This is a genomic window from Absicoccus porci (assembly GCF_003725415.1).
Lineage (GTDB): Bacteria > Bacillota_I > Bacilli_A > Erysipelotrichales > Erysipelotrichaceae > Absicoccus > Absicoccus porci.
Genome location: NZ_RJQC01000002.1, coordinates 443,841 through 468,921, shown reverse-complemented (window position 1 = coordinate 468,921; position 25,081 = coordinate 443,841). Strand labels below are relative to the sequence as shown.

The following is a 25,081-nucleotide window of genomic DNA, read 5'->3' as shown; positions in this document are numbered from 1 at the left end:
GTTATGAAAATTATTATTGGATTGGGAAATCCCGGAAAAAAATATGAAAATACAAGACATAATGCAGGCTTTATGGTGATGGACGCATTAGCTGCATTGTGTGATCTTTCTTTTGATCAAGAAAAGTTTTCGGCTTATTTCGCAAAAGGAAAAATTCATGGAGAAGATGTCATCTTAATGAAACCTACAACGTATATGAATAATAGTGGATTTGCTTTGCGACAAGTTTTAGATTTTTATAAAGAAAGCAGTGAAGATGTATTGATCATTTATGATGATATTGATTTACCAGTCGGGAAGATTCGATTGCGTCAAAAAGGAAGTGCTGGTGGTCATAATGGCATCAAATCCATTATTCAAGCAATGGGTACAAGTACGTTTGATCGTATTCGTGTAGGTACATCTCGTGATCCACAAATTCCTATCATTCAATGGGTCTTGACAAATTTCAAATCCGAAGAAAAAGAGGATTTGCACAAAGCGATTGATGCAGCTGCTCATGCCGCTTATTATGCCATTGATCATACGTTTAGTCAGACCATGAATCAATACAATCAGAAATAGGTGATATTTTTGAATACAACTATACAAGAACAATTATCTCAAAATGTCGTTGTTCAAGAAATCTTAAAGAAAGGTGACCATGTCGGTAATTTATATCCCATGGAAGAAGCTTTGGTGGAAGTATCTGCTTTTCTACAAGATCATAAAACACGCATTATCGTAAAAAAGAATCGTTTTGAAGCGCAGCAACTCTTTTCTCGGATTGAGCCACTCACAAAAGATGTGCTGCTTTTTGTGATGGAAGAAAGTTTACGGGTTTCTGCTATCGCTTCCTCACCCGAAGATACCCAAGCTTTTGTATCTTCGTTGACATCCTTAGTATTAGATTCAAAACCACGATTGATCATCTGTAATGTGGCTGCTTTTCTTCGCTTTTTACCAGATGTCCAACGTTTTCAATCCAGTTGTCAAATTATAAAACCAGATATGGAATTGGATATGGATAGCTTAAAAGAAACATTGGTCAAAGCAGGATATAGCCGAGTCAATTATGTAGATCGTCCATGTACGTTTGCATCTCGTGGTGGCATCATTGATATTTTTCCATTGCCATATGAACATCCGGTACGTATTGAATTTTTTGATACCATTGTGGATTCCATTCGTTTATTTGATGAAATCAATCAACGAACCATTCAAACGATTGATCAAGTGAAAATCACACCAGCAAGTCATATCTTATTTAGTGAAGATCAAATTGTTGAAGTGAAAGATAAAGTCAAACAAAAATTAGACTTGGAAAAGAAACGATTGAGCGATGAAGATTTTGAAGAATTAGAAAATCATATTGAAGAAGATCTTTATGCATTGGAATCCTATGATACGGATGCATATTTGTATTGGTACTATAGTTATACTTCGACGGCTTCACTTCTTGACTATGTTTCTGGTACTGTCATTATTTCTTCTATCGAAGAAGTAGAAAAAGCTATCAAGGATATTCAAACGGATACGATTGCATTTATACAAGAAATGGTACAAGAAAATCGTTGTTTGCCCCAATACCAAATGTTTCATACTTGGAAAGATCAACACTATGTTCATTTTCATGAATTTTTAGATTATAAAGAACCAATGGTATCGAATATCTTTCCAATTGAAAAAGCAACGCAACCACTTCCTGCAATTATTGAAAATATATCCATTCCTCATATATATTTTGCGGTCGAAAAAGACAATGTTATCAAAATTCGATCTGCATTAGTAAATTCTTCTTTTTCCTATGAATTTATAGATCCCATATTCTATGAAGGCTTTCAGTATCAAGATTTTGCGGTATATACAGAAAAAGAATTATTTATTCAACCCATACAGCGTCGTCGCTATAAAAAAACATTTAAAGATGGACAAATCATTGATTCTGTCATGGAACTCCAAAAAGGAGATTATGTGGTGCATGAACAATATGGGATTGGTCAATATTTAGGTATTGAAACTAAAAATGTTCGTGGCCAAAATCTCGATTATTTACATGTTATTTATGCTGGAAATGATGATTTATATGTTCCTTTATCCCAATTCCAATTGGTACGAAAATACGTGTCCAAAGAAGGTGTTGGTATCCATTTAAGTAAACTCGGTAGTGACAAATGGAGTAAAACAAAACAAAAAGTCAATGAACGAGTTCAAGCCATTGCCAAACAATTGGTTGCCTTGTATGCCGTTCGTAATGAAAACATTGGTTATGCATTTTCTGAAGATGATGCCCTACAAAAAGAATTTGAAGATCATTTTCCGTATGAACCTACTCCAGATCAGATACAAGCTACTGAAGAAATCAAAGCTGAAATGGAAAAATCCAAACCCATGGATCATCTATTATGTGGTGATGTCGGATTTGGAAAAACCGAAGTGGCCATGCGATGTGCTTTTAAAGCTATCTGTAATGGAAAACAAGTAGCCTTCTTATGTCCAACGACCATTCTTTCCATGCAACATTACCAAACCGTATCGGAACGATTTGCCTATACAGGTGCGAATGTTGCCTTGGTTAATCGTTTTGTATCGGATAAAGAAGTGAAAAAATTTAAAAAAGATCTAGAAGCAGGAACCATTGATATTATTATTGGCACGCATCGTTTATTGAATAAAAGCTTTAAATACAAAGACCTTGGCTTATTGATCATTGATGAGGAACAACGATTTGGTGTGGTCCATAAAGAAAAAATCAAAGAGATGAAACAAAGTATTGATGTTTTATCGTTAAGTGCAACACCAATTCCTCGTACCTTACAAATGTCATTGATTGGTGTACGGACGATATCGCAATTGAATACACCACCCGCTCAAAGACACCCCATTCAAACGTATGTGATTGAAAAAAGAGGAAGCGTCATTAAAGAAATCATTCAAAGAGAATTGGCGCGAAATGGTCAGGTTTTCTACCTTTACAACAATATTTCGAATATTTATGGTGTAGCCGAGAATTTGCGTCTTTTATTTCCAGATCATCAAATTGCGGTGGCACATGGCCGTATGAGTCGAGAAGAAATTGAACAAACGATGTTGGAGTTTGAACAACGAAAATATGATATTTTGGTTTGTACAACCATCATTGAAACAGGATTGGATATCGCCAATGCGAATACGATGATCATTGAAAATGCGGATCATTTTGGTTTATCGCAACTCTATCAGATTCGTGGTCGCGTAGGACGTCGAGATCAAATTGCGTATTGTTACTTGATGGTACAACCACATAAGAAATTAACGGAAGAAGCAACCAAACGATTAAAATCCATCAAAGAATTTACGCAATTGGGATCGGGTTATAAGATTGCAATGCGCGATTTGACCATTCGTGGTGCCGGTGATCTATTAGGTCCTCAACAAGCTGGTTTTATCGATCAAGTTGGTCTAGATTTGTATCTAGATATGTTGTCGAATGCGATTAAAGAACAAAAAGGCGAAATTGTTGAAAAAGAACCAGAAAAAATTGCGAATATACAAATGAATGGATATATCCCAAAACAGTTTACGGATAATGATGGAGATAAATTATCCTTATATCAAGAAATTAAGAAGGTAAAAACATTCGATGATTTGGAAGCCTGTGAGAGAAAAGTCAATGACTTATATGGTCGTATTCCGAAATCAGTACAAAAATTATTTGAGCGAAGAAAAATTGATCTCTTTGTGAATGAACCCGGTGTTGATACATTGGTAGAAAAAGATCGATTCATGCTTCTAACCATGACAAAAGATTGGTCAAATCATTGTAATGGTGTAAAATTATTTGAAACTATGACAACCTTAAATCGAAAGGTACAATTGCACTATAAAAATGGCAAAATAGAGATTCAAATTCCAAAAGGAAGGAATCCATATGAATTGCTTATGAAAATCATAAAAGAACTACAAACAAATGGAGAAATATATGAGGCTTGATAAATATTTAAAAACCGCAAGAATCTTAAAGCGTCGTGAAGCCGCCAAAGAATTAGCCCTGCAAGGACGTATTCAAGTGAATGGTCGTGTCGCAAAACCATCCACAGAAATTCAGATTGGTGATGTGATTCGCATTGAATTTGGATATCGTATCTTAGAAATAAAAGTTACGGATATTCAGAAACAAGTTTCGAAAAAGAATGCGGCTTTATTGTTTGAAATCATAAAGGAAGAAAATCGTGATTGAAGTTGTATGTGGGGCCTTGATCCAACAAGGAAAAGTATTAATTGCTCGTCGAAATTATGGATCATCCAAAGGCATGTATGAATTTCCTGGTGGAAAAGTAGAAAAAAATGAGACGAAGGAAAAAGCTTTGATTCGGGAAATGAAAGAGGAATTGGATATTGATATTCATACGATTCAATATTTGAGTGAAAGTGAAGATCAACAAGAGTATCCATTTCATCTGACTTGTTTTCTTTGTTTTTCCAATCAAGTTCCTAAAATGATCGTGCATGATGATTTTATCTGGACAACGCCCGATCATATTTATGATCATCATTTTTTTAAGAGTGATATTGGTTTAGTGAAGTCATTGAAGAAGGTGTGGCCGTATGTATCCCAAAACAAGTGAAACTAAAGTATTACGAGATCCCATTCATGGCTATATTCATATCCAATATCAGGTGATATGGGATTGTTTAAATAGTCGCGAATTTCAACGTTTGCATCGTATTCATCAATTGGGTGGTGTTTTTCAAGTGTATCATACGGCAGAACATTCTCGTTTTGGTCATAGCTTGGGTGTATATGAAATTGTTCGTCGGATGGTCAATGAAGTCGAAGATATCAATCAATCTTTATCGGAATATGAAAAAATTCAAGTCATGTGTGCAGGATTGCTTCATGATTTAGGCCATGGTCCGTATTCTCATTTCTTTGAATCACTGCAAACCCAAACGCATGAACAACGTACTTGTCAATTGATCCTAGATCCGCATACCGAAGTGCATCAGGCTTTGTATCGATGTGATCATTTATTACCCCAATATGTTGTGGATATATTGATGCATAGACATACAAAGGCATTAATGAATCAAATGATATCTAGTCAATTGGATGCAGATCGAATGGATTATTTATTACGAGATGCATATGAGACGGGAACAAGTTATGGAACCTTTGATTTAGAGCGTATTTTACGAACAATGCGCGTAAAAAATGGCGTCTTATGTATGAAAGAGAGTGGCATGCATAGTGTCGAAGACTATATCATGGCTCGTTATCATATGTATTGGCAAGTGTATTTACATCCGGATGCAAAAAGTTATGAAATTTTAATTCAATTATTTTTTTCTTATTATTGTCAATCGGATATTCATATTCCAGTGTTTGAATGTTTGCGTCATGAAATGACTAATGAAGAATTCATTGAAATGGATGAATGTCGCATGATGTATGGATTTCAAGAATCTAGTCATTGTGAAGATAAAATATTACGAGAATATGCCAAAGCCATTCTAGATCGTCATTTATTGGAATGGCAAGAAGATCCAAGTGAAGAGGAAATACAAGCTATTAAGAAAAAAATTGAAGCCGCTGGCTATGATCCATCACTCTGGTTTGTGGAAGAAAAGAAAAAAAGTAGTGCCTATTTACCGTATACGGAATCGGATTCGATCATCTGGATCTGGACCCGACACTATGAATTAAAGCCTTTATCGGCTTGTTCAGAAATTGTAAAGGCATTACTTCGTATGGAAAATACATTGGAAAAACGCATTTATTATGTTAAATTGTAGTATGCATTGAATATGAAAGTACAATTAGTAGAACATTCAGAAGGTATCGTGCATTATGAAGGAGCAGCATGGGTTGTTCCGATGAAAAATGGCAAAGAAATTCGATTTGGAAATGATGATCATACCTATAGTTGGAAAATCTATGAAAAGGGATTGATCATTCGTTCGACTTCGGAAATCGAAGTGGTTTTAACTTGTCGACCCAATCGAAAAACAAAGGGGCATATTTCATCCGAATATGGCACGATGGACCTTGATTTAGAAACTGTATTTTATAAAAAAACCGAAGATCGCATTGAAGTAAAATATGATTTGATACAAAATGAACAAAGACAAACTTTTCATTTTACATTAACTATGAAGGAGGAAACGACCGATGTCCATTGAAACAGAATTGAAACAAATGCTTCAAGCGGCCGTTCAATCAGCATTTGCGATTGAATTACCATTAGAAAAAATTATTATTGAAACACCAAAGACCAAAGATCATGGTGATTATGCGAGTAATGTGGCCATGCAACTGACTCGTCAGCTTCATACCAATCCTCGAGAAATTGCGAATAAAATTGTCGATGCTTGTGATCTTTCCAAAGCCAATGTATCGCATATTGAGATTGCAGGTCCAGGATTTTTAAACTTTACTTTATCCAAGGATCGTTTTTCACAAGTCATTGCCGACATTTTAGAACAAAAAGAAAACTATGGTCAACAACTAGCCAATGGCATCAAAGTGGATTTGGAATATGTGAGTGCCAATCCAACGGGTTCTTTGCATTTGGGTCATGCACGCGGTGCTGCTTGGGGAGATAGTTGTGCCCGTATCATGAAAAAAGCAGGGTATGATGTAACACGTGAATATTATGTAAATGATGCTGGTAATCAAATTCATAATTTGGCTTTGTCGTTAAATGCACGATATCGTCAAGCCCATGGTATTGAGACAGAAATTGGCCAAGATGGTTACATGGGTGAAGATGTAAAAGAAGAAGGGTATCGTTTGGCTAAAGAATATCCAAATACGTATTTAGAGCCAACAAAAGAAAATTTAGACTTTTTCAGACAAAAAGGAATTGCGTTTGAATTGGATAAAATCAAGCGTGATTTAGATGAATATCGGGTGCATTTTGATGTATGGACATCGGAACAAAAATTAAGAGATTCTGGTGTGGTTGAAAAAGCAGTTGACATTATAAGAGATAAAGGGTATACCTATGAGGCAGAAGGAGCGTTATGGTTCAAGACCACGGCTTTTGGCGATGATAAAGATCGTGTTTTACGTAAAAAAGACGGGTCATTGACTTATCTCGTTCCGGATATCGCTTGTCATAACCAAAAATTTGAGCGTGGTTACGATGAAATCGTGGATTTCTTTGGTGCTGATCATCATGGCTACATCCCTCGTTTAAAGGCTTCCATGGAAGCTTTAGGACATGATTCCAATCATTTACATGTTGATATTATTCAAATGGTACGGTTGGTATCCAATGGTGAAGAGATGAAGATGTCAAAGCGTTTGGGCAATGCGACAACCATTCATGATCTTGTACAAAGTGTCGGTGTAGATGCAGCTCGTTATTTCTTTGTCGCCCGTGCTTTAGATTCTCATTTGGATTTTGATGTGGATCTAGCCACGAAGAAATCAAATGAAAATCCAGTATACTATGCACAATATGCACATGCGCGGATGTGTTCTATCCAAAAACAAGCTAAAGATATAGAGTTAGCCGAGCACTTTGAATTATTAACCGATGAAAAAGAAATTGAATTAATGAAAACTTTACAAGAATTCAATCATGTGATCGTTGAAAGTGCCAAAACAAGACAAGTCCATAAGATGTGTCATTACATCCATGATTTAGCAAGTCATTTCCATAGTTTCTATAATGCTTGTAAAGTCATCGATCATGATAATCTGGATTTATCGAGCCAGCGTTTGGCTTTGGTTAAAGCGACCCAAACGGTTTTAGCAAATGCATTAGATTGCATTGGTGTTACAGCCGTTGAATCCATGTAACAAGGAGAAGTATTATGAGTAAATCTATGATTGATGTTGCCAGAGATACGTTGATCAAAAACAATCATCGTATGCCTTTTCTGGATTTGTGGAACAATGTTTCCCAAGAAATGAATTTCACACCATCGCAAGCGGAAGACAATATTGCTCAATTTTATTCCGACTTATCATTAGATAGTCATTTCGTCAACTTGGAAGGAAATAGTTGGGATTTGAAAACACGTCATACATTCTCAGAAAGTGTGACTGATACAGATTCCATCGCAGTTGATGACGACGAAGAGGATGAAAATCAAGAAACTCAGTCAGAAGACGACGAATAACGAAAGAATCTGCCAGAGTGTAGATTCTTTTATTTTATGATAAACTATTATCATTAAAGGAGCGTATTTATGTTTAAAAGCATTTCATATGTGGTGAAAGAAAACTTTACGAATTTATATCGTATTTATAGCATCGCTAAATATGAGTTGTTAGCGGATATGCGTGATTCTAAATTTGGTATATTTTGGAATTTCGCTTCGCCAGCCATTCAAGTTTTCACCTATTGGCTTGTTTTTGGTGTTGCTTGGGGACGTAGTGCACAAACATATCGTGGTATCACAGTTTCTTATCTACCATGGTTGGTTGTTGGTTTTGCCGTATGGTGGTATATCCGACCATGCATTACCGAAGGTTGCTCGGCGGTCTTTGCAAAGACCAATGTCATCACCAAAATGAAATTTCCGGTTTCTGTTTTACCTGCAACCGTTTGCTTAAAAGAATTGTTTAATCACTTTGTGATGTTGATTATCACATTTGTAACGCTATTACTAAGTGGATATACACCCACATGGAATTGGCTATGGATCATTTATTATATGTTTTGTGCTTTTATGCTTGGTGAAGCTATTTCACTTGTTTTATCCGTACTCACCATGTTATGGCGTGATGTGAAAAAGTTTATTACTTCCATCATGCGTATGTTGATGTATTTTTCACCAATTCTATGGGATTGTCATTTTAAAAGTCATGTCCCTTTTCATTCTTTATTGAATAAATTAGTAAAGGCCAATCCGGTCTACTATGTGATTCAAGGCTATCGAGATGCGATATTCTATAATCGAAGTGTTTTGAATCACCCAGCCATTACGTTATATTTTTGGTGTTTAGTGATTTTGATATTTGCTTTTGGATGCATCTTGATGTACAAATTCAAGAAAAAGTTCATTGATATGATCTAGGAGGATATGATGGAATACGCAGTTGAGGTTGAAAATATCTCAAAGATTTATACGCTTCGGAATAAAAATAATCAGTATAAAACAGATAAAAAAGAATTTTATGCCCTGAAAGACGTTTCTTTTCGCATTAAACAAGGAGATGTCGTTGGTATTTTAGGAACCAATGGTTCTGGTAAATCGACATTGTCATTATTATTATCGGGTATTTCTGAAATCAATAGTGGCACGATGAAAATTAATGGTGAACAAGCATTGATTGCCATCAATACCGGATTGAATCCCCAATTGACAGGTCTAGAAAATATCAATGTAAAAGGGGCATTGATGGGATTGCGAAAAAAACGCATTCAAGAAATAACCAATGATGTCATTGATTTTGCGGAATTGGGAGACTTTCTCTACCAACCTGTAAAAAAATATTCATCCGGTATGAAATCTCGTTTGGGATTCTCTATTTCCTTGGCATTAAATCCAGATATTTTCATTGTGGATGAAGCCTTAAGTGTTGGTGATAAAGGTTTCGCCAAAAAATGTATGGATCGCATGATGAAATTGCGCGATGAAGAAGGAAAAACCATCTTCTTTATTTCCCATTCTTTGAGTCAGGTACGTGAATTTTGTAAAACGGGTATGTGGATTGAAGGTGGCAAATTGATTGAAATTGATGATATTGATAAAGTATGTGATGATTATTCTGAATATGTCGATTTCATGAATGCCATGACCAAGAAACAAAAGAAGAAATTTATGGATGAAAAATTTGAAAAGCGATTGGTGGAAGCACCACCAAAGAGATTTTCGCTATTTCATAGAAAGTAAAGGTGACGAACATGAAAACAGTAATTACATATGGAACATTTGATTTATTTCACATTGGTCATTTAAATCTTTTGCGTCGTGCAAAAGATTTAGGAGATTATCTGATTGTTGCGGTAAGTACCGATCGTTTTAACTGGGTAGAAAAACATAAAAAATGTCAAATTCCCGATAAAGATCGTATGGCAATCGTAGAAGCCATCAAATACGTCGATAAAGTCATTCCCGAAGATAGTTGGGATCAAAAGATTAAAGATGTACAAAAATATGATGTGGATGTTTTCGTCATGGGAGACGATTGGAAAGGAAAATTTGATTTCTTGAAAGATTATTGTGAAGTGGTATATCTACCAAGAACGGAAGGAATCAGTTCTAGTTCATTAAAAGAGGACATGAGAAATAAGTAGTATGAAAAAAATTAGTATCATTATCCCTTTCTCCCACTATATCCACTATTTAGAAGAGTGTTTGGATTCATTAAAAGTCAGTGCGTTTCAAGATTTTGAAACGCTTTTAGTCGTGGATAAAGAACATGACAATGTCGATCCAATCATCAAAAAATATCCTTTTGTACGTTTGATTCAAACGGATGTCCATGGTGTGGCTGCTTGTCGAAATGTTGGATTAGCCCATGCACAAGGCGAATATGTATATTTTTTGGATGCCGATGATTATGTTTTAGAAAATACTTTGGGTTTATTAGCCGAAGCTGCCAAAGGACAAGATATTGTATATGGTCGAGTAGCTCATACATGGAATAATAAAGCCAATTACTTAGAAAAGATTGAAAATAAAGAAATCGATCCAGAAGATGAAGAAGAAAAAGAACAAATGCGCCAACAAAAAATCGATTCGTATAAGGAAAAGAATCCGAATGTCGATCCGGTTCAATTGCGTGCTGTCTATTATTTGTTGCGTGTAAAACATGGTATCCGAAATGTAACAGTTTTAGGTGTTTTATATAAAACCGTATTTTTACGTATGTATTCGTTTAAATTCCATGAAGAATTTCGTTATTACAGTGATATGACTTTCCTATGTCCGGTTTTGGAACATATTCGTAGTGAAGCTTATGTTGAAGATGCAGTATATGTAAAAAGAAAACATAATGATCCCATCAATTATCCGGCTTTAAGTCAAGAAGAGAATGATGATCGCTTCTATGAACGAATTCGTGCCGTGGAATATACGCGAAACACAATCACCAGTGATGGTATTGTTCGTTATTATTTAGATTTCAAGATTGTTCATTTCTTTACGCGTAAAATGGCAAAAAGGATTCGTCGTTCTCAAGATGAGCGTTGGCGCAATGAATATTTCCAAGCCATGATTCCTTGTATTGAAAATTGTCGCCCGGAAGTATTGGATGAATTGAATCATTCCAATCGTAAATTGGTTCAAGCTTTATTGAATAATGATTTGAATGGCGTACAAAAAGAAGTACGTTGGGTATTGGGTAAAAAGAAATTAAAACGAGTTTTCAAAAATAAGAATACAGCGTATAAATTGGCTTATTTCCATCGTTATTTAAAGAAGCCAATCAAAGATAATGTGATTTTATTTGAAACTTTCATGGCTAAAAACTATAGTGATTCGCCTAAATATATCTATGAATATATTGCCCAACACTATCCTGAATATGAATGTGTGTGGGCCATCAATGATGGGGCAAAGATTCCTTATGGAGCCAAATGTGTTAAACGTTTTAGTTTTGAATATGCGTATTACTTAGCCGTTGCCAAATATCTTGTGTTCAATGTACGACCACCACTATGGTATCGGAAACGCGAAGGACAAGTCTTCTTGGAAACTTGGCATGGTACGCCACTAAAACGTTTGGTTTTTGATCAACAAGAAGTAACGAGTGCTTCACCAAAGTATAAGCAACAATTCTATAAACAAAGACAAGATTGGGATTTTTTGGTCAGTGCCAATCCATTCAGTACCAAAACATTCCGTAGTTGTTTTATGTATGAAGGTAAAATGTTAGAATATGGCTATCCACGAAATGATATTTTATATTGGCCAAATAAAGATGAAATTGCGAAAGATTTACGCAAGAAATTAGGTATTCCAACCGATAAGAAAACGATTTTATATGCCCCAACATGGCGTGATGATCAACATTATGGTTCGGGTCAATATAAATTCGAATTGGCTTTGGATCTCCATTTGATGCAAGAACGATTATCGGATGAATACGTTGTCTTGTTGCGTACCCATCATTATATTTCGGATAAGATCGATGTGACGGGTATGGAAGGATTTGTTTATAATCTATCCGATTATGACGATATTTCAGAAATCTATTTGATCAGTGATATTTGTATCACCGATTATTCGAGTGTGTTCTTTGATTATGCTAACTTGAAACGACCTATTTTATTCTATACGTATGATTTAGATAAGTATAAGAATCAATTGCGTGGTTTCTATATTGATATGAATACAGAAGTTCCAGGACCATTATTGTATACAAGTGAAGAAGTTGTCGATGCGATTGAAAATATTGACAAAATCACAGAAGAATACAAGGAACGTTATGATACATTCTATAGTCGTTTCTGTTGTTACGATGATGGACATGCATCGGAACATGTTGCGAAAGCATTGTTAGGTAAGGAGTAGGTGATGATATGGCATGGAAACAAAATATGATCCGACATGCCAAACGATTGGTCATTCGTTGTTTTAAAGTCGTCTACAAAGGGATGCAAAAGACGGTGTCTGTGGATGAGCACACCGTCATTTTCATTGCCTTTCATGGACGTGGCTATACGGATAATCCAAAATATATTCATCAAGAAATGTGTAAACAATCACGATTTGATGATTATACGTTTGTATGGGCATTGAAGAAACCAAATGTGGAAATTGAACATGCCAAAACCATTCGGTATAATTCTTTGCATTATTTTTATTACATGTGTAAAGCCAAATACTGGATCGTAAATTGTAAATTACCGAAACATATCCAGAAAAAACCGGAACAGGTGTATCTACAAACATGGCATGGTACACCATTAAAACGATTGGCCCATGACATTGTAGAAGTTGAAAATCAGACGTTCTATCGCAGTGGTATGAATCGGAAACAAATGACGGATACCTATGACGATGATGTCGCCAAGTACAATTATATGATTGCACCGAATGAATTTAGTTATGAAGTCTTTCAAACGGCTTTTCGTATTAATCCAAAACGATTGATCAAAACCGGTTATCCACGAAATGATTTTTTGACCAATATTACCCCAGAAGAAATCGAAAATATAAAACAACGATTCCATATTCCTGCCCATAAAAAAATATTATTGTATGCACCAACATGGCGTGATAATTCCTATAATACGAGAGGATACACGTTTGAATTAAAAGCCGATTTCCATCGATGGAAAGAAGTATTAGGCGATGAATACGTGGTTCTTTTTAAACCACATTATTTGATCATCAATAAATTTGAAAACGATGCGTCTTTAGAAGGATTTATTTATAATGTGGACGCCAATGCCGATATCAACGATCTCTATGTGATCAGTGATGTATTGGTAACAGATTATTCGAGTGTGTTCTTTGATTATGCCAATTTAAATCGTCCAATGTATTTCTATATGTTTGATTTGGAAGAATATGCCGATGAATTGCGTGGTTTCTATTTTGATATCTATGAAGTGATGCCAGGTGACATCATTCAAGATGAAGAACAGTTATTGGCAGATATCAAAAAAGGACAGTATGACTTTAAACGTTTAGAAGCGTTTAATCAACGTTTTAATAATTGGCAAGATGGCCATGCATCACAAAGAGTCATTGATATCGTTTTTGGAAAGGAATAGTTTATGGGTCTACAAAAGCGAATTCTGAATTTAGCTCTTCAAATTGTGAATGTACTGACATTTTGGATCCATACACGATCCAATCGAATCACGTTTATATCCTTGACCCAAGATCATTTAACCGGTGATTTTTTATTGTTGGATGAAGCGTTGAAAAAAGAAAAGAAATACGATATTCATTATAATTTGATTCAATTTGATCAAAGTCTAATAAGCAAAATGTCTTATTTTTTCAATTGTTTAAAACAATTGGTAGAATGTAAGAAAAGTGCATTGATCATTTTGAATGATAATAATTATGTGATTTCAACGCATAAACCAAAAACATGTCAAGTTTTACAAGTATGGCATGCGTGCGGAGCTATCAAAAAATTTGGTAATGAAATTCAACGCGAATACCCTATTCAAAATTATGATGCTGTGATTTGTAATGCACCATACTGGCAAGAAGTCTATGCGAAAAGTTTTGGTGTTCAACCCAATCAAGTCTATGTGACAGGTATGCCACGTTGTGATACTTTGCTGCAAACCAAAGCCAATGCTTTCTTTTTAAAACATCCTGAATGCAAAGATAAGAAGATTATTTTATATGCACCCACATTTCGTGGCAATATCATTCATGGATTTCAAGTGGTTTCCTTTAATATTAAAAAGCTACAAGACCTGTTTCCAGAGTGTGTGATCGTATATAAGTTTCATCCTTTGTTGGGGAATATTCACATAGACAATACGACCGCCATCAATGCGAATGAGGAAGACTTGTATACATTGATGCAAGCATCGGATTGTTTGATCAGTGATTATTCATCGGTAATCTTGGATTACTCTTTGTTGCATAAACCCATTATTGGATATATTCCCGATATTGAATCGTATGAAGATACGATTGGTTTAAACATTACATTGGAACAATATCCAGGACCTGTTTGTCGGAATGAAAAGGATTTGATATCTGCATTAAAACATTTGGATTCCTATGATTATCAAAAAGAGCAAGAATTTCAACATATGTGTATGACCTATACCGATGGAAACAATACCAATCGTTGTATTCAATTGATTGATACATTGATGAAAAGACATCCTATTTCAGAATAGGATGTCTTTTTTCGCTTGCTTTTAATTTTGTCATTTTTTCATCTAATCGTGCACAAATTTCAGCGGCTTCATAAAGATCAGTTGCCATTTCCTCCAATCGTTCAGGCGAAAGATCTTTCTTATAACGCAACTTATGTTCCAATGTAGCCCATAGATCCATTGCGATGGTACGAAATTGTACTTCCACTTTGATCCAACGTTTTTCATTCGCAAGAAAAATCGGTGTTTCGATAATTAAATGGAGGCTTCGATAACCATTTGGCTTCGGATGTGCAATGTAGTCTTTCCTTTCAATCAAATGCACATCATCTTGTTGAAGCAGCAATTTCGCCAACATATAGATATCATCGACAAAAGAGCCAATGACTCGAATACCGGCAATATCAAATAAATTTTCTTGCATGGACTCAAGGGTGAGTGGTAATCCGCGATTTTTTAATTTCCTCATGATACTCGTTTGTGATTTGATCCGGGTTTCAATATTTTCAATGGGATTCCGATCATAATACATGGAGAATTGTTCATCTAAAACACGAAATTTCGTTTCCACTTCGCGTAAAGCACAGCGATAATAGGTCATTGTTTGACGATAAGGTAATGATTTTTCTTCATAGTCATCGTCTAAACAAGATTTGAGTAATTCTTCTAATTCGTCATTCATATAATCATTTTAACATACATCGAATATAAACAATATTGACAAAAATAATGTCAATTATAGGATAATAATAATTATGATATAATGCTTAAGATGAATAGAAAAGAATTTCAATCCGCCTGTCAACGACAAGGCGTTGATGTAACAGACAAGCAATTAGATCAATTGGAAAAGTATCTTCATTTACTCCAAGAATGGAATCAAAAGATGAATTTGACGGCTATTGATGAAGAAGATCAAATCTGGGAAAAACACTTTTATGATTGTGTGATCCCTTTTGTACATGAAACCGGTGAAACCATTTGTGATGTAGGTTCTGGTGCTGGTTTTCCAGGCATTCCTGTAGCCATTGTGTATCCTCAGTTTCATGTAACTTTAGTAGAACCGCTTCAAAAGCGGTGTCGTTTTCTAGAAACAGTCAAACAAGAATTGGGATTAGACATTCAAATCTGCAATGAAAGAGCGGAGGATTTTGCGAAAAAGAATCGTGCTCAATTTGATATTGTCACATCTCGTGCTGTGGCTCGTTTAACCATTTTATTGGAATTATGCATTCCTTTATTACGAGTGACAGGTTCCTTTATCGCATTAAAAGGTAAGAATGCAGAAAATGAAGTAGAAAAGGCAAAAGTAGCGATGGAAACGTTGCATGTGATCTTAAAAGATGAAAAAACAGTTCGTGTAGCGGATGCCAATCATGTGAACTTATATTTTGAAAAAATGAAGCCAACCTCAAAGAAATATCCAAGAGTGTATGGCCAAATTAAAAAGAAGCCTTTGGGAGAATAAATATGGGAAAAGTTATTGCGATTGCCAATCAAAAGGGTGGTGTTGGCAAGACCACAACAGCCATTAATTTATCAAGTGGTTTGTCCTATCGTGACAAGCGTGTTTTGTTAGTGGATTTGGATCCACAAGCCAATGCAACACATGGCTTATTGCGACCAAATGATGTATATGATAAAGACATCTATCAAGTGTTGATGTCAGAAATATCGATTGAAGAAGCTATCATTCATAAAACAAAACCACATTTGGATATTTTGCCTTCACACATCAGTTTAGCGGGTGCGGAATTGGTAATGGATAAAATTGAAAAAGGAAAAGAAGCGTTATTAAAGAAACAATTGGATACCATTCGTGATCAATATGATTACATTATTATTGATTGTCCGCCAAGTTTGGGTTTATTGACAACCAATGCACTAACAGCAGCGGATAGCGTATTGATTCCTGTACAATGTGAATATTATGCATTGGAAGGTGTTACACAATTGTTTTTGACGATTCGTTTGGTCCAGAAAACGTACAATCCAAAATTACGAATTGAAGGTATTTTATTGACGATGTTTGATGTACGTACACGATTAAGCGTGGAAGTCAGTCAAGAAGTTCGAAAGAATTTTATGAAACAAGTCTATCAGATTGCGATTCCTCGCAATGTGAAATTATCGGAGGCACCAAGTCGAAGCTTGAGCATTTTTGAGTATGATGATAGTAGTGCAGGTGCAAAAGCGTATAAACAATTAACGGAAGAATTGATTGAACAAAACGAAAGCAGGTGAAGGCATTGAGCAGTAAAGAAAGCAGTCGTTTAGGTCGTGGTTTGGATTCTTTGTTTGGGCAAGAAAATGTCACAAAGATCTTAGATGATATTGAAAACAATAACGAAGGACAAGAACAATTGATGTTACCGGTCGATCAGATTCGACCCAATCCGTATCAGCCTCGTAAAGTATTTGATAAAGATGCCTTACAAGAGTTGAGTGAATCCATTCAACAACATGGTGTATTTACACCAATTTTGGTAAAAAAGAGTATTTCGGGTTATGAATTGGTCACAGGAGAGCGTCGTTTGCGTGCTTCTAAAATGGCAGGCTTAGATACGATTCCAGCTATTTTAGTTGATTTTGATGATCAACAAATGATGGAAATTGCTTTACTAGAAAATGTCCAACGTGAAGATTTAAATATTATTGAAGAAGCAAAAGCCTATGATCAATTGATCAAACGTTTGAATTATACGCAAGAACAATTGGCTCATCGTATCGGAAAATCACGTGAACATATCACCAATACATTGCGTTTATTGAAACTGCCAGAAGATGTCCAAAATTATGTAGTCGCCAAACAATTAAGCATGGGACATGTACGTGCATTATTGGGTTTGAAAGATGAAGATATGATGCGTAAAGTAGCGCGTCAAGCGATTGCACAAGGCATGAGTGTTCGTAAGGTTGAACAGTTAGTAAAGTCCATCAATGGTAAGAAAGTGGAAAAGTCGAAAGAACCAAGTTTGTTTGTGAAAGAAGCAAAAAAACAATTGGAAGAATATTTTCAAACGTCGGTATCCATTAGTCAACATAGTGTATCGATTCATTATGAAAATGAAGATGATTTGAATCGTTTGTTGGATAAATTGGGGTTGATTGAAAAATAGTACGGATAGTTATATCCGTATTTTTTTGTAAGCGCATTCCCTTTTATCTTTATGTGAATATTTTGTGAATTTCATAAGAAGTGTTTAATTTCTATGAAAAATCATTATAATGGAAAATATCGTGGAGAAATAAAAGAGGAGCGCCCGGACTAGAAAACTAGTTGACGAGGACCAGGTTTATCGAAAGATTCGGCGGATGGCCTGGAGGTTGATACGACCTAGAAACAAGGACAAAACCAAGCGGTGACGTTTGAACAAATTCCTTGGGTATCCTCCATGATAAAAACATATAATAAGGAGGATATTGTATATGTGTGGAATTACAGCGTTTACAGGTAAAGATGCAGCTTTACCCATTTTGTTGAGCGGTTTAGAGAAGTTAGAATATCGTGGTTATGATTCAGCCGGTATTACTTTGGTTGATGACAAAGGTTTATTCACTAAAAAAGCTAAGGGAAGATTGAAAGATCTAGAAGATATGTTAGATGTGCCTTCTTTCCATCAGACAACAGGTATTGGTCATACCCGTTGGGCAACACATGGTGTACCAAGTCAATTGAATTCGCATCCACATACAAATGCAGCCAATACGATTTCTATTGTTCACAATGGTATCATTGAAAATTATGAAGGCATTAAAGCAAATCTAAAAGCGAAAGGATATGAATTCCAATCCGAAACGGATAGTGAAGTAATCGTTCATTTATTGGATTACTACTATGATGGCAATATGTTAGAAGCCATGAAGAAAACCGTTAATCAATTGGAAGGAAGCTTTGCGATTTGTGTTTTATCAACCGATGAACCAGATACGGTTTATGTTGCTAAAACAGCCAGTCCTATGGTTTTAGGAAAATCGGAGAACGGCACCTTTGCAGCATCGGATATTCCTGCAATTTTGGAATATACAAAAGATGTTTTAATTTTGGAAGATGGTCAAATGGCCAAATTAACACCAAATGAAATTTCTGTTTATACATTCCATTGCGAACCAGTTGAAGCCAAATGGACGCATATTCCTTATGATATTGAAGCTGCCCAAAAAGGTGGATACGATACGTTCATGTTGAAAGAAATTTATGAACAACCAGAAGCAATTCGTGAAACTTTGCGTGGACGTATTGAGAAGGGTGAAATCCATTTGGAAGATTTAGAAAAACTAGATTTCACCAAAATCAATCGTGTCTATTTTGTAGCTTGTGGTACAGCTTGGCATGCAGGTATCTATGCGAATACATTGTTCCAAAAATGGATCGATGTGCCTTCAATTTGTGTAGCTGCTAGTGAATTCCGATATAGTGATCCACATGTAGATGATAAGACATTGTGTGTCTATATTTCCCAATCAGGAGAAACAGCCGATACATTAGCTGCTTTAAAGATGTCTAAAGAGAAAGGAGCACAAACGATTTCCATCGTCAATGTATTGGGTTCATCGATTGCACGTGCGAGCGATGTGACTTTGTATACATGTGCGGGACCTGAAATTGCGGTTGCTTCTACCAAAGCTTTTACGACTCAATTGGCATTGGTTACTTTATTGATTTTAAAGATTGCGGAATTACGCGGTACAGATGTAGCATGTAAAGCGGAATTGTTGGAAGGCTTAAAACAGATGCCAGAAGTTGTCAGTGCAATGTTGGATAAACATGAACTGATGAAAGAATATGCTGGTTTCTTAAAGAATCAACAAGATGCGTATTTCATTGGTCGTCAATTGGATTATGTTAGTGTATTGGAAGGTGCTTTAAAATTAAAAGAAGTATCGTATGTGCATGCGGATGCTTACTTTGCCGGTGAATTAAAACATGGTGCGATTGCTTTGATCGAAAAAGATACCGTCGTGATCGCAATGGCTACCCAACCAGAAGTTGCTGCCAAGACGATTTCAAACATTGAAGAGACCATGGCTCGTGGTGCCAATGTCATCTTGATCACTACCAAAGATCAACCAGCGCCAAAATTTAAATATGTGATTCGTATTCCAGATGTACATCCATTGTTGGCTGTTATTCCGGTTACGATCTTATTGCAGTTATTTGCTTATTATGCAGCGGTTGAAAAAGGTCGCGATGTCGATAAACCACGTAACCTTGCGAAATCAGTTACAGTAGAATAAATAAAATAGCGGATCAAATATCAAATTTGAATCCGCTTTTTTTATGCGCCACAATATAAGCAATGGTGGCATCCAATCCATTGTCGGCTAGATACTGTAAGAGATGGAGAATTAAACGATCAGTTTCTTCATGAATTAGGATCCGACTGCGACCTTGGTTGTAGTAGTCCAATGCACTATGATCGGTATATGCATCGCCTTGGTAGATCATACTGGCGGCTACGCGATCACAAAACATTTCGACAACATAATTTTCAGGCATTTTGCACGCATAGAGTCCATCTTTTCCTACATCAATCCAATATTCCCAGTGATGTTTATTGCGTCCTTTGTGATGCAACCAACCTAAAGAATAGCCTTTTTCTTCTTTTTCGGCATCGATAGGAGATCGAAAACCTTGATAATAATGAAAGCCTGTTTTGAGTTCAATGTATGAATATTTACTTAAATCATGAAGAATTCCTTGTTTATATAGATGACATCGAAAACAAAGTTGTGTGACTTTCATTTTATGTCGATTAATCGTTCTTAAATGACCAATTACTTTATTCATGGAATCAGTATACAACGAACATGGAATTTATGCTTGAATTTTTTATAGGGCATTGATATAATCAACGTGCCTTACTTTAAACACGCAAGAGGTTTAAGGCGGAAGGAGGAACAAACATGAAAAAAGGAATTCATCCAAATTACCATAAGGTTAAATGTGTTTGTACATCTTGTGGTGCAGAATTCGAAACGGGATCAACGATCAAGGGAGATGTTTTACGAGTAGATACTTGTTCAAATTGTCATCCATTCTATACAGGTCGTCAACGTTTTGCGGCTGCCCAAGGACGTATCGAGAAATTTAACAAGAAATATGGTTTAAAATAGTAAGCGATGGAAACATCGCTTTTTTTGTACTCTTTTTGTGAATTTTCGTATAAGAGTATATGAAATGTTACCGATGTCAAAATACGGATCCTAAGTATTTTATATTGGATCATGGCGTATATTATTGTCGCAAATGCATTGGTTTTTCTCGTGTAGAAGCGGATACGCCACTTACGCCAGTTGTTTTGCGTACTTTTCGCTATACGGGAGCCTATCATTTAAAATATGAATTGACCCCATCTCAAAAAGAAGCTTCTTCCCAAGCTTTAGCCTATTTATGTGCAGGAAAAGATGTATTTATCTATGCAGCCACAGGAGCTGGAAAGACTGAAATTACGTTCGCATCCATTCGTTATTATTTGTCTTGTGGTAAAAAAGTGGGCTTTGCGATTAGTCGAAGACAAGTCGTATTAGAAATTCGTGACCGTCTGCAAGAAGCGTTTTCAGATTTACATGTCATTGCGGTTTGCCAAGGGTATACAACAGTGACCGATGGAGATATCATTGTTTGTACGATGCATCAACTCTATCGCTACTATCAAGCCTTTGATTTATTGATCATGGACGAAGTGGATGCCTTTCCGTATGTTGGAAATTCGGTCTTAGAGGCCATTGCGGATGGTGCTTGTAAAGGACAGAAACTTTTATTGAGTGCAACACCCGATGAAAAGAGTTTAAAACAAATGGCGGCGCATAAAATGGAAAGGATTACCTTGTTTGAACGTCCTCATAAGCATCCATTGATCATTCCAGATGTTATAGAAAGACCCATATGGATACAGTGGATCCTCGTTGTCTATTATTGCTTAAAATGGCAACCCAAACAAATTCTATTATTCGTACCTACGAAACAAATCGCATTTTTCTTTTATTTGATCTTATCGCATATCCTATCGTGCTCCTACGTTCATTCCTCCAAAGAAGATAAAGATGAAATCATACAAGCTTTCCGTGAAGGAAAATTTCAAGTTTTGATTTGTACCACTTTATTAGAACGAGGTATTACGGTACCTAGCGTTCAAGTCATTGTGTATCGAGCGGATCATATTGTATTTACAAGTGCTAGCTTGATTCAAATATTTGGACGTGTTGGACGCAGTTTTCAAGATCCTACCGGAAAAGGACTTTGTTTATGTCGATCATCCACCAAATCTATCAAAACATGTATCGTGCAACTGTTCCAGATGAACCAGTCTGTTCAATCTGCCAAGGACCAATCGAATTGAATCGACAACTCATTCATCCTTGTCTTTGTCAAAGTTGTGCGGATGCGATGCAGAAAGTCAAGAAAGTATATAAGATCCATGGTATCTATTGGTATGTGTTGTATGCCTATAATGATTTCTTAGAACGATTGTGGTTTCAATTGAAAGAACAAAAAGATATTGTCTTAGCGTCTATTTTTTTAGCCGAGGAAGACGTCGATTTGCGTTCCTATTGTTTATGTGCCATGCCTAGCAGTGAACAAAAACGAATGGTACGAGGATTTGAACCGATTATCGAAGTATTTAAAAGTACCGGAATGGAAATATATTCTCCTTTTTATAAAACTTCGGATCTCAAACAATCCAATCAACCCAAATCCAAAAGACAAGATATTCAAGATGTTTTAGAATTAAAAACTTGTTACTGGATGCCAGATAAACCAATCCTATTAGTGGATGATGTTTGTACAACGGGAGCAACATTATCCAAAGCTTGTACTTTACTTTCGACTTCTAAAGTGTTTATAATATCGGCACATCCTTTATGGATGGCTTCACAAGAGCCAAACGAGGTGGCAAATGCCCCTTGGATTTGGTAAAATACTTGGTAAAAAGGGGAGACAAGTATGACAAGACGTGATGAAATTTCTGATTTGTTGGATTCCATTGAAAATGATGATACGTTAGAGCGGAAGATGCATGCTTTCAAAGCAAAGAAAGATAAAATCTCTCGAGTTGAACGTAGTCAACAGGAAAAAACAGAAGAGCCGAAAGAAGTTGAATCGACATCCGATACGGTTGTAATACCACCTGTACATGTCCAAAAAGGGGAAATGGACAATAGTCATTTATCGGAAACAAAAGTAATGCAGCCTACATCGGCTGGTGGTAAAACAACGGTTTTTGATCCAGAAAAAATTGAAGAAATAAAGCCAGAAACCAATGATACGGTCGTGATTGATGATCAAAAGATCCAAAAGATCATGCATCAACAAAACACTTCGGGTCTAAAACTGGAAAGAAGAGTCGTTTCTTCCAATAAAAAACCGAAGAAGGCAAAAAAAGTCATAGATCATAAAAAGCAAGATAAAAAAATCATTGGGATCATTGCGGCTTTAGTTGTTATATTGGTCGTAATTGGTGGCATTAACTTAGCTACTTCAGGTTCTATTTTTGGATTGCTTCAACAAACTTCGGAACAAACACAAACACATACTTCAGGCTATTCACGATTGTTGAACTGGGTCAAAGGATATGGTGATTTAAGTAGTAGTGAAAAACTGGATATCACAACGTACGAAAATATCTATAATAAATTAACCAGTTCCGAAAAGAAAACGATCGATGGAATTTTGGAAAAAGCAACAGGTAAAGATTTTAATACATTGTTGAAATCGGCCAAAGCAAAGAAAAAGAGCAGTTCGAAGAATAATAATGTGAAATCGGCTGAACAAAAAGCAAAATTGCGTTCACAGATTTCACAGTTACAATCGCAATTGAGTCAAGCTCAATCCGATTTGGATGAAGCGTCTTCTAAAGTAAAAGAAGCGCAATCGAGTATGGATGATATCCAATCGCAAATTAGTTCTTATCAATCAAAAATCAAACAATATCAAACGGAAGTGACGGATTTGCAGCAACAGATTGCAGATGCTGGTGAAGATGAAGATACAACTTCGTTACAATCACAATTGATGGATGCACAAAAGAAGCTCAGTGATGCAGAAACATCCAGTGAATATACGGATCTTCAATCACAATATTCCAGTCTCCAAAATGATTTGGCAACGTATCAAAGCAATCAGGCAACGGCACAAGCAACCGTGGATTCTTTGAATTCTCAAATCAGTGCTTTGCAACAACAATTAAATGCATTAGACTAGGTCTTTCTTAGAAAGGCTAGTCTTTTTTAATTTGCTTGAATGACAATTATTGTATAGAATGTATGATGTATGAAAGTTAGGTGGTAAGGATATGCGCAATGCCATTATATTGGCAGCTGGCAAAGGCACGCGAATGAAATCATCCCAATCCAAGGTGATGCATTCCATTATCGACCGGCCTATGTTGGCATATATTATTGATGCATTACGTGCTGTGCATGTAGAACGAATTGTGGTCGTGGTTGGCTATCAAGCCCAAACCATTGAAGCAACATTTAAGGATGTGGAATTTGCTTTACAAGAACCACAATTAGGAACGGGACATGCGGTCATGCAATGTCAGCAATTAGCGAATGAAACAGGCGATACGATCATCATTAATGGTGATGGACCATGTATACAACCAGAAACATTAGAAAAATTGTTCCAAGCCAATGAAACGGCTTCCGCAACATTATGCACAGCCATCTTAGAAGATGCCGGTGCTTATGGACGAATTGTACGTGATCAAGCCAACAATGTGATTGGTATCGTAGAAGCAAAAGATTGTGATCCAGAACAATTAAAGATCAAGGAAATCAATGCCGGTATCTATTGTTTTAAAAACCAGGATTTATTTGCTTCCTTAGATAAATTGGAGCCAAACAACGCTCAACATGAATATTATTTAACCGATTTAATATCCATATTATCCAATCAAGGAAAAACCGTAAACGGTATGGTCATTGAAAATCGTGAAGAAGTCATGGGCATCAATGATTGCAAAGAATTGTATCGTGCGTATACTTGGATGACCAATCATATCAATTCATATTGGTTGGAACAAGGTGTACAGATCATTGATCCAAAACGTACAATGATTGGCAAAGATGTGAAGATTGGTCATGATGTGATCATTTATCCGAATGTAGAAATTACCGGAAAGACACAAATTGGTAATGGTGTAATCATTCGTTCCAATTCACGGATCGTAGATTCAACGATCCAGGATGGCGTTACGATTGATGCAAGTATCATTACATCTTCACAAATTGATCAAGACACACAAATTGGGCCAATGACAGCGATTACGAATTGTCAAGTTGATAGACAATGTCGATTAAAGAGTTTTGAACGATTCGAAAATGAACACATCGCTAAGGGACAAGAAAAATAG

The 25,081-nt window shown here is 36.0% G+C and carries 25 protein-coding genes; 23 read left to right on the top strand and 2 right to left on the bottom strand.

What is annotated here, in order from left to right; translation table 11 throughout:
* Window positions 1-3 precede the first annotated feature (3 nt).
* The 14 genes from pth (at window position 4) to EDX97_RS07040 (ending at window position 14,741) form a co-directional block, all read left to right on the top strand.
* Window positions 4-564, top strand: a complete 561-nt coding sequence (gene pth / locus EDX97_RS07105) for an aminoacyl-tRNA hydrolase (RefSeq protein ID WP_128520462.1) — start codon at window positions 4-6, stop codon at window positions 562-564.
* Window positions 565-3,951 (top strand): transcription-repair coupling factor, encoded by a 3,387-nt coding sequence (gene mfd, locus EDX97_RS07100; protein ID WP_128520461.1) that lies wholly within the window; start codon window positions 565-567, stop codon window positions 3,949-3,951.
* Window positions 3,941-4,198: an RNA-binding S4 domain-containing protein gene (locus EDX97_RS07095; RefSeq protein WP_128520460.1), complete on the top strand. Its 258-nt coding sequence runs from the start codon at window positions 3,941-3,943 to the stop codon at window positions 4,196-4,198. Before mfd ends, EDX97_RS07095 begins: the two co-directional genes overlap by 11 nt.
* Window positions 4,191-4,586 (top strand): (deoxy)nucleoside triphosphate pyrophosphohydrolase, encoded by a 396-nt coding sequence (locus tag EDX97_RS07090; RefSeq protein ID WP_128520459.1) that lies wholly within the window; start codon window positions 4,191-4,193, stop codon window positions 4,584-4,586. The genes EDX97_RS07095 and EDX97_RS07090 overlap by 8 nt, the downstream gene beginning before the upstream one ends.
* Window positions 4,567-5,754 (top strand): HD domain-containing protein, encoded by a 1,188-nt coding sequence (locus EDX97_RS07085; protein ID WP_128520458.1) that lies wholly within the window; start codon window positions 4,567-4,569, stop codon window positions 5,752-5,754. The genes EDX97_RS07090 and EDX97_RS07085 overlap by 20 nt, the downstream gene beginning before the upstream one ends.
* 12 nt (window positions 5,755-5,766) lie before the next feature.
* Window positions 5,767-6,141, top strand: coding sequence for a DUF1934 family protein (locus tag EDX97_RS07080; RefSeq protein ID WP_128520457.1), 375 nt, complete (start codon window positions 5,767-5,769; stop codon window positions 6,139-6,141).
* Window positions 6,131-7,768 carry an arginine--tRNA ligase gene (argS, locus tag EDX97_RS07075; RefSeq protein ID WP_128520456.1) on the top strand — a complete coding sequence of 546 codons (1,638 nt, stop codon included), beginning with the start codon at window positions 6,131-6,133 and terminating at the stop codon, window positions 7,766-7,768. The genes EDX97_RS07080 and argS overlap by 11 nt, the downstream gene beginning before the upstream one ends.
* Before the next feature lie 14 nt (window positions 7,769-7,782).
* Window positions 7,783-8,091 carry a DNA-directed RNA polymerase subunit delta gene (gene rpoE, locus EDX97_RS07070; RefSeq protein WP_128520455.1) on the top strand — a complete coding sequence of 103 codons (309 nt, stop codon included), beginning with the start codon at window positions 7,783-7,785 and terminating at the stop codon, window positions 8,089-8,091.
* A 69-nt stretch (window positions 8,092-8,160) separates the two neighbouring features.
* Window positions 8,161-8,991: an ABC transporter permease gene (locus tag EDX97_RS07065; protein ID WP_128520454.1), complete on the top strand. Its 831-nt coding sequence runs from the start codon at window positions 8,161-8,163 to the stop codon at window positions 8,989-8,991.
* Between the two features lie 6 nt (window positions 8,992-8,997).
* A complete protein-coding gene (locus tag EDX97_RS07060; protein WP_128520453.1) occupies window positions 8,998-9,810 on the top strand; it encodes an ABC transporter ATP-binding protein in 813 nt (270 codons plus the stop codon).
* 11 nt (window positions 9,811-9,821) lie between these two features.
* Window positions 9,822-10,214, top strand: coding sequence for a glycerol-3-phosphate cytidylyltransferase (tagD, locus tag EDX97_RS07055; protein WP_128520452.1), 393 nt, complete (start codon window positions 9,822-9,824; stop codon window positions 10,212-10,214).
* A gap of 1 nt (window position 10,215) precedes the next feature.
* Window positions 10,216-12,435 (top strand): bifunctional glycosyltransferase/CDP-glycerol:glycerophosphate glycerophosphotransferase, encoded by a 2,220-nt coding sequence (locus tag EDX97_RS07050; RefSeq protein WP_128520451.1) that lies wholly within the window; start codon window positions 10,216-10,218, stop codon window positions 12,433-12,435.
* Window positions 12,436-12,443: 8 nt separating this feature from the next.
* A complete protein-coding gene (locus EDX97_RS07045) occupies window positions 12,444-13,643 on the top strand; it encodes a CDP-glycerol glycerophosphotransferase family protein (RefSeq protein ID WP_245978024.1) in 1,200 nt (399 codons plus the stop codon).
* Between the two features lie 3 nt (window positions 13,644-13,646).
* Window positions 13,647-14,741: a CDP-glycerol glycerophosphotransferase family protein gene (locus tag EDX97_RS07040; protein ID WP_128520450.1), complete on the top strand. Its 1,095-nt coding sequence runs from the start codon at window positions 13,647-13,649 to the stop codon at window positions 14,739-14,741.
* Here EDX97_RS07040 and EDX97_RS07035 read toward each other — a convergent pair.
* On the bottom strand, window positions 14,728-15,402 hold the full coding sequence (locus tag EDX97_RS07035) for a GTP pyrophosphokinase (protein ID WP_128520449.1): 675 nt from the start codon (window positions 15,400-15,402) through the stop codon (window positions 14,728-14,730). The two genes, EDX97_RS07040 and EDX97_RS07035, sit on opposite strands and share 14 nt — an antisense overlap.
* A gap of 90 nt (window positions 15,403-15,492) precedes the next feature.
* On the opposite strand from EDX97_RS07035, the gene rsmG reads away from it, so the two are divergent.
* The 4 genes from rsmG (at window position 15,493) to glmS (ending at window position 19,958) form a co-directional block, all read left to right on the top strand.
* A complete protein-coding gene (gene rsmG, locus EDX97_RS07030; protein ID WP_128520448.1) occupies window positions 15,493-16,188 on the top strand; it encodes a 16S rRNA (guanine(527)-N(7))-methyltransferase RsmG in 696 nt (231 codons plus the stop codon).
* Between the two features lie 2 nt (window positions 16,189-16,190).
* Complete coding sequence (locus tag EDX97_RS07025; RefSeq protein WP_128520447.1) at window positions 16,191-16,964, top strand: ParA family protein; 774 nt, start codon at window positions 16,191-16,193, stop codon at window positions 16,962-16,964.
* The gene (locus EDX97_RS07020) at window positions 16,961-17,839 is read left to right on the top strand and encodes a ParB/RepB/Spo0J family partition protein (protein WP_420884692.1); all 879 of its coding nucleotides are present in this window, start codon (window positions 16,961-16,963) and stop codon (window positions 17,837-17,839) included. The genes EDX97_RS07025 and EDX97_RS07020 overlap by 4 nt, the downstream gene beginning before the upstream one ends.
* A gap of 310 nt (window positions 17,840-18,149) precedes the next feature.
* Window positions 18,150-19,958 carry a glutamine--fructose-6-phosphate transaminase (isomerizing) gene (glmS, locus tag EDX97_RS07015; protein WP_128520445.1) on the top strand — a complete coding sequence of 603 codons (1,809 nt, stop codon included), beginning with the start codon at window positions 18,150-18,152 and terminating at the stop codon, window positions 19,956-19,958.
* A 13-nt stretch (window positions 19,959-19,971) separates the two neighbouring features.
* On the opposite strand, the gene EDX97_RS07010 is transcribed toward glmS, so the two are convergent.
* A complete protein-coding gene (locus tag EDX97_RS07010) occupies window positions 19,972-20,511 on the bottom strand; it encodes a DUF5662 family protein (protein WP_128520444.1) in 540 nt (179 codons plus the stop codon).
* A gap of 116 nt (window positions 20,512-20,627) precedes the next feature.
* Here EDX97_RS07010 and rpmE point away from each other — a divergent pair, with 116 nt between their 5' ends.
* From rpmE to EDX97_RS06985, 5 genes are all read left to right on the top strand, one after another.
* Complete coding sequence (gene rpmE, locus EDX97_RS07005) at window positions 20,628-20,837, top strand: 50S ribosomal protein L31 (protein WP_128520443.1); 210 nt, start codon at window positions 20,628-20,630, stop codon at window positions 20,835-20,837.
* Between the two features lie 59 nt (window positions 20,838-20,896).
* Window positions 20,897-22,063 carry a helicase-related protein gene (locus EDX97_RS07000; protein WP_128520442.1) on the top strand — a complete coding sequence of 389 codons (1,167 nt, stop codon included), beginning with the start codon at window positions 20,897-20,899 and terminating at the stop codon, window positions 22,061-22,063.
* Window positions 22,000-22,641, top strand: a complete 642-nt coding sequence (locus EDX97_RS06995; RefSeq protein ID WP_183164303.1) for a hypothetical protein — start codon at window positions 22,000-22,002, stop codon at window positions 22,639-22,641. The genes EDX97_RS07000 and EDX97_RS06995 overlap by 64 nt, the downstream gene beginning before the upstream one ends.
* Before the next feature lie 27 nt (window positions 22,642-22,668).
* Window positions 22,669-23,925, top strand: a complete 1,257-nt coding sequence (locus EDX97_RS06990; protein ID WP_128520440.1) for a hypothetical protein — start codon at window positions 22,669-22,671, stop codon at window positions 23,923-23,925.
* 91 nt (window positions 23,926-24,016) lie between these two features.
* Window positions 24,017-25,081, top strand: a complete 1,065-nt coding sequence (locus tag EDX97_RS06985; RefSeq protein ID WP_128520439.1) for a bifunctional UDP-N-acetylglucosamine diphosphorylase/glucosamine-1-phosphate N-acetyltransferase GlmU — start codon at window positions 24,017-24,019, stop codon at window positions 25,079-25,081.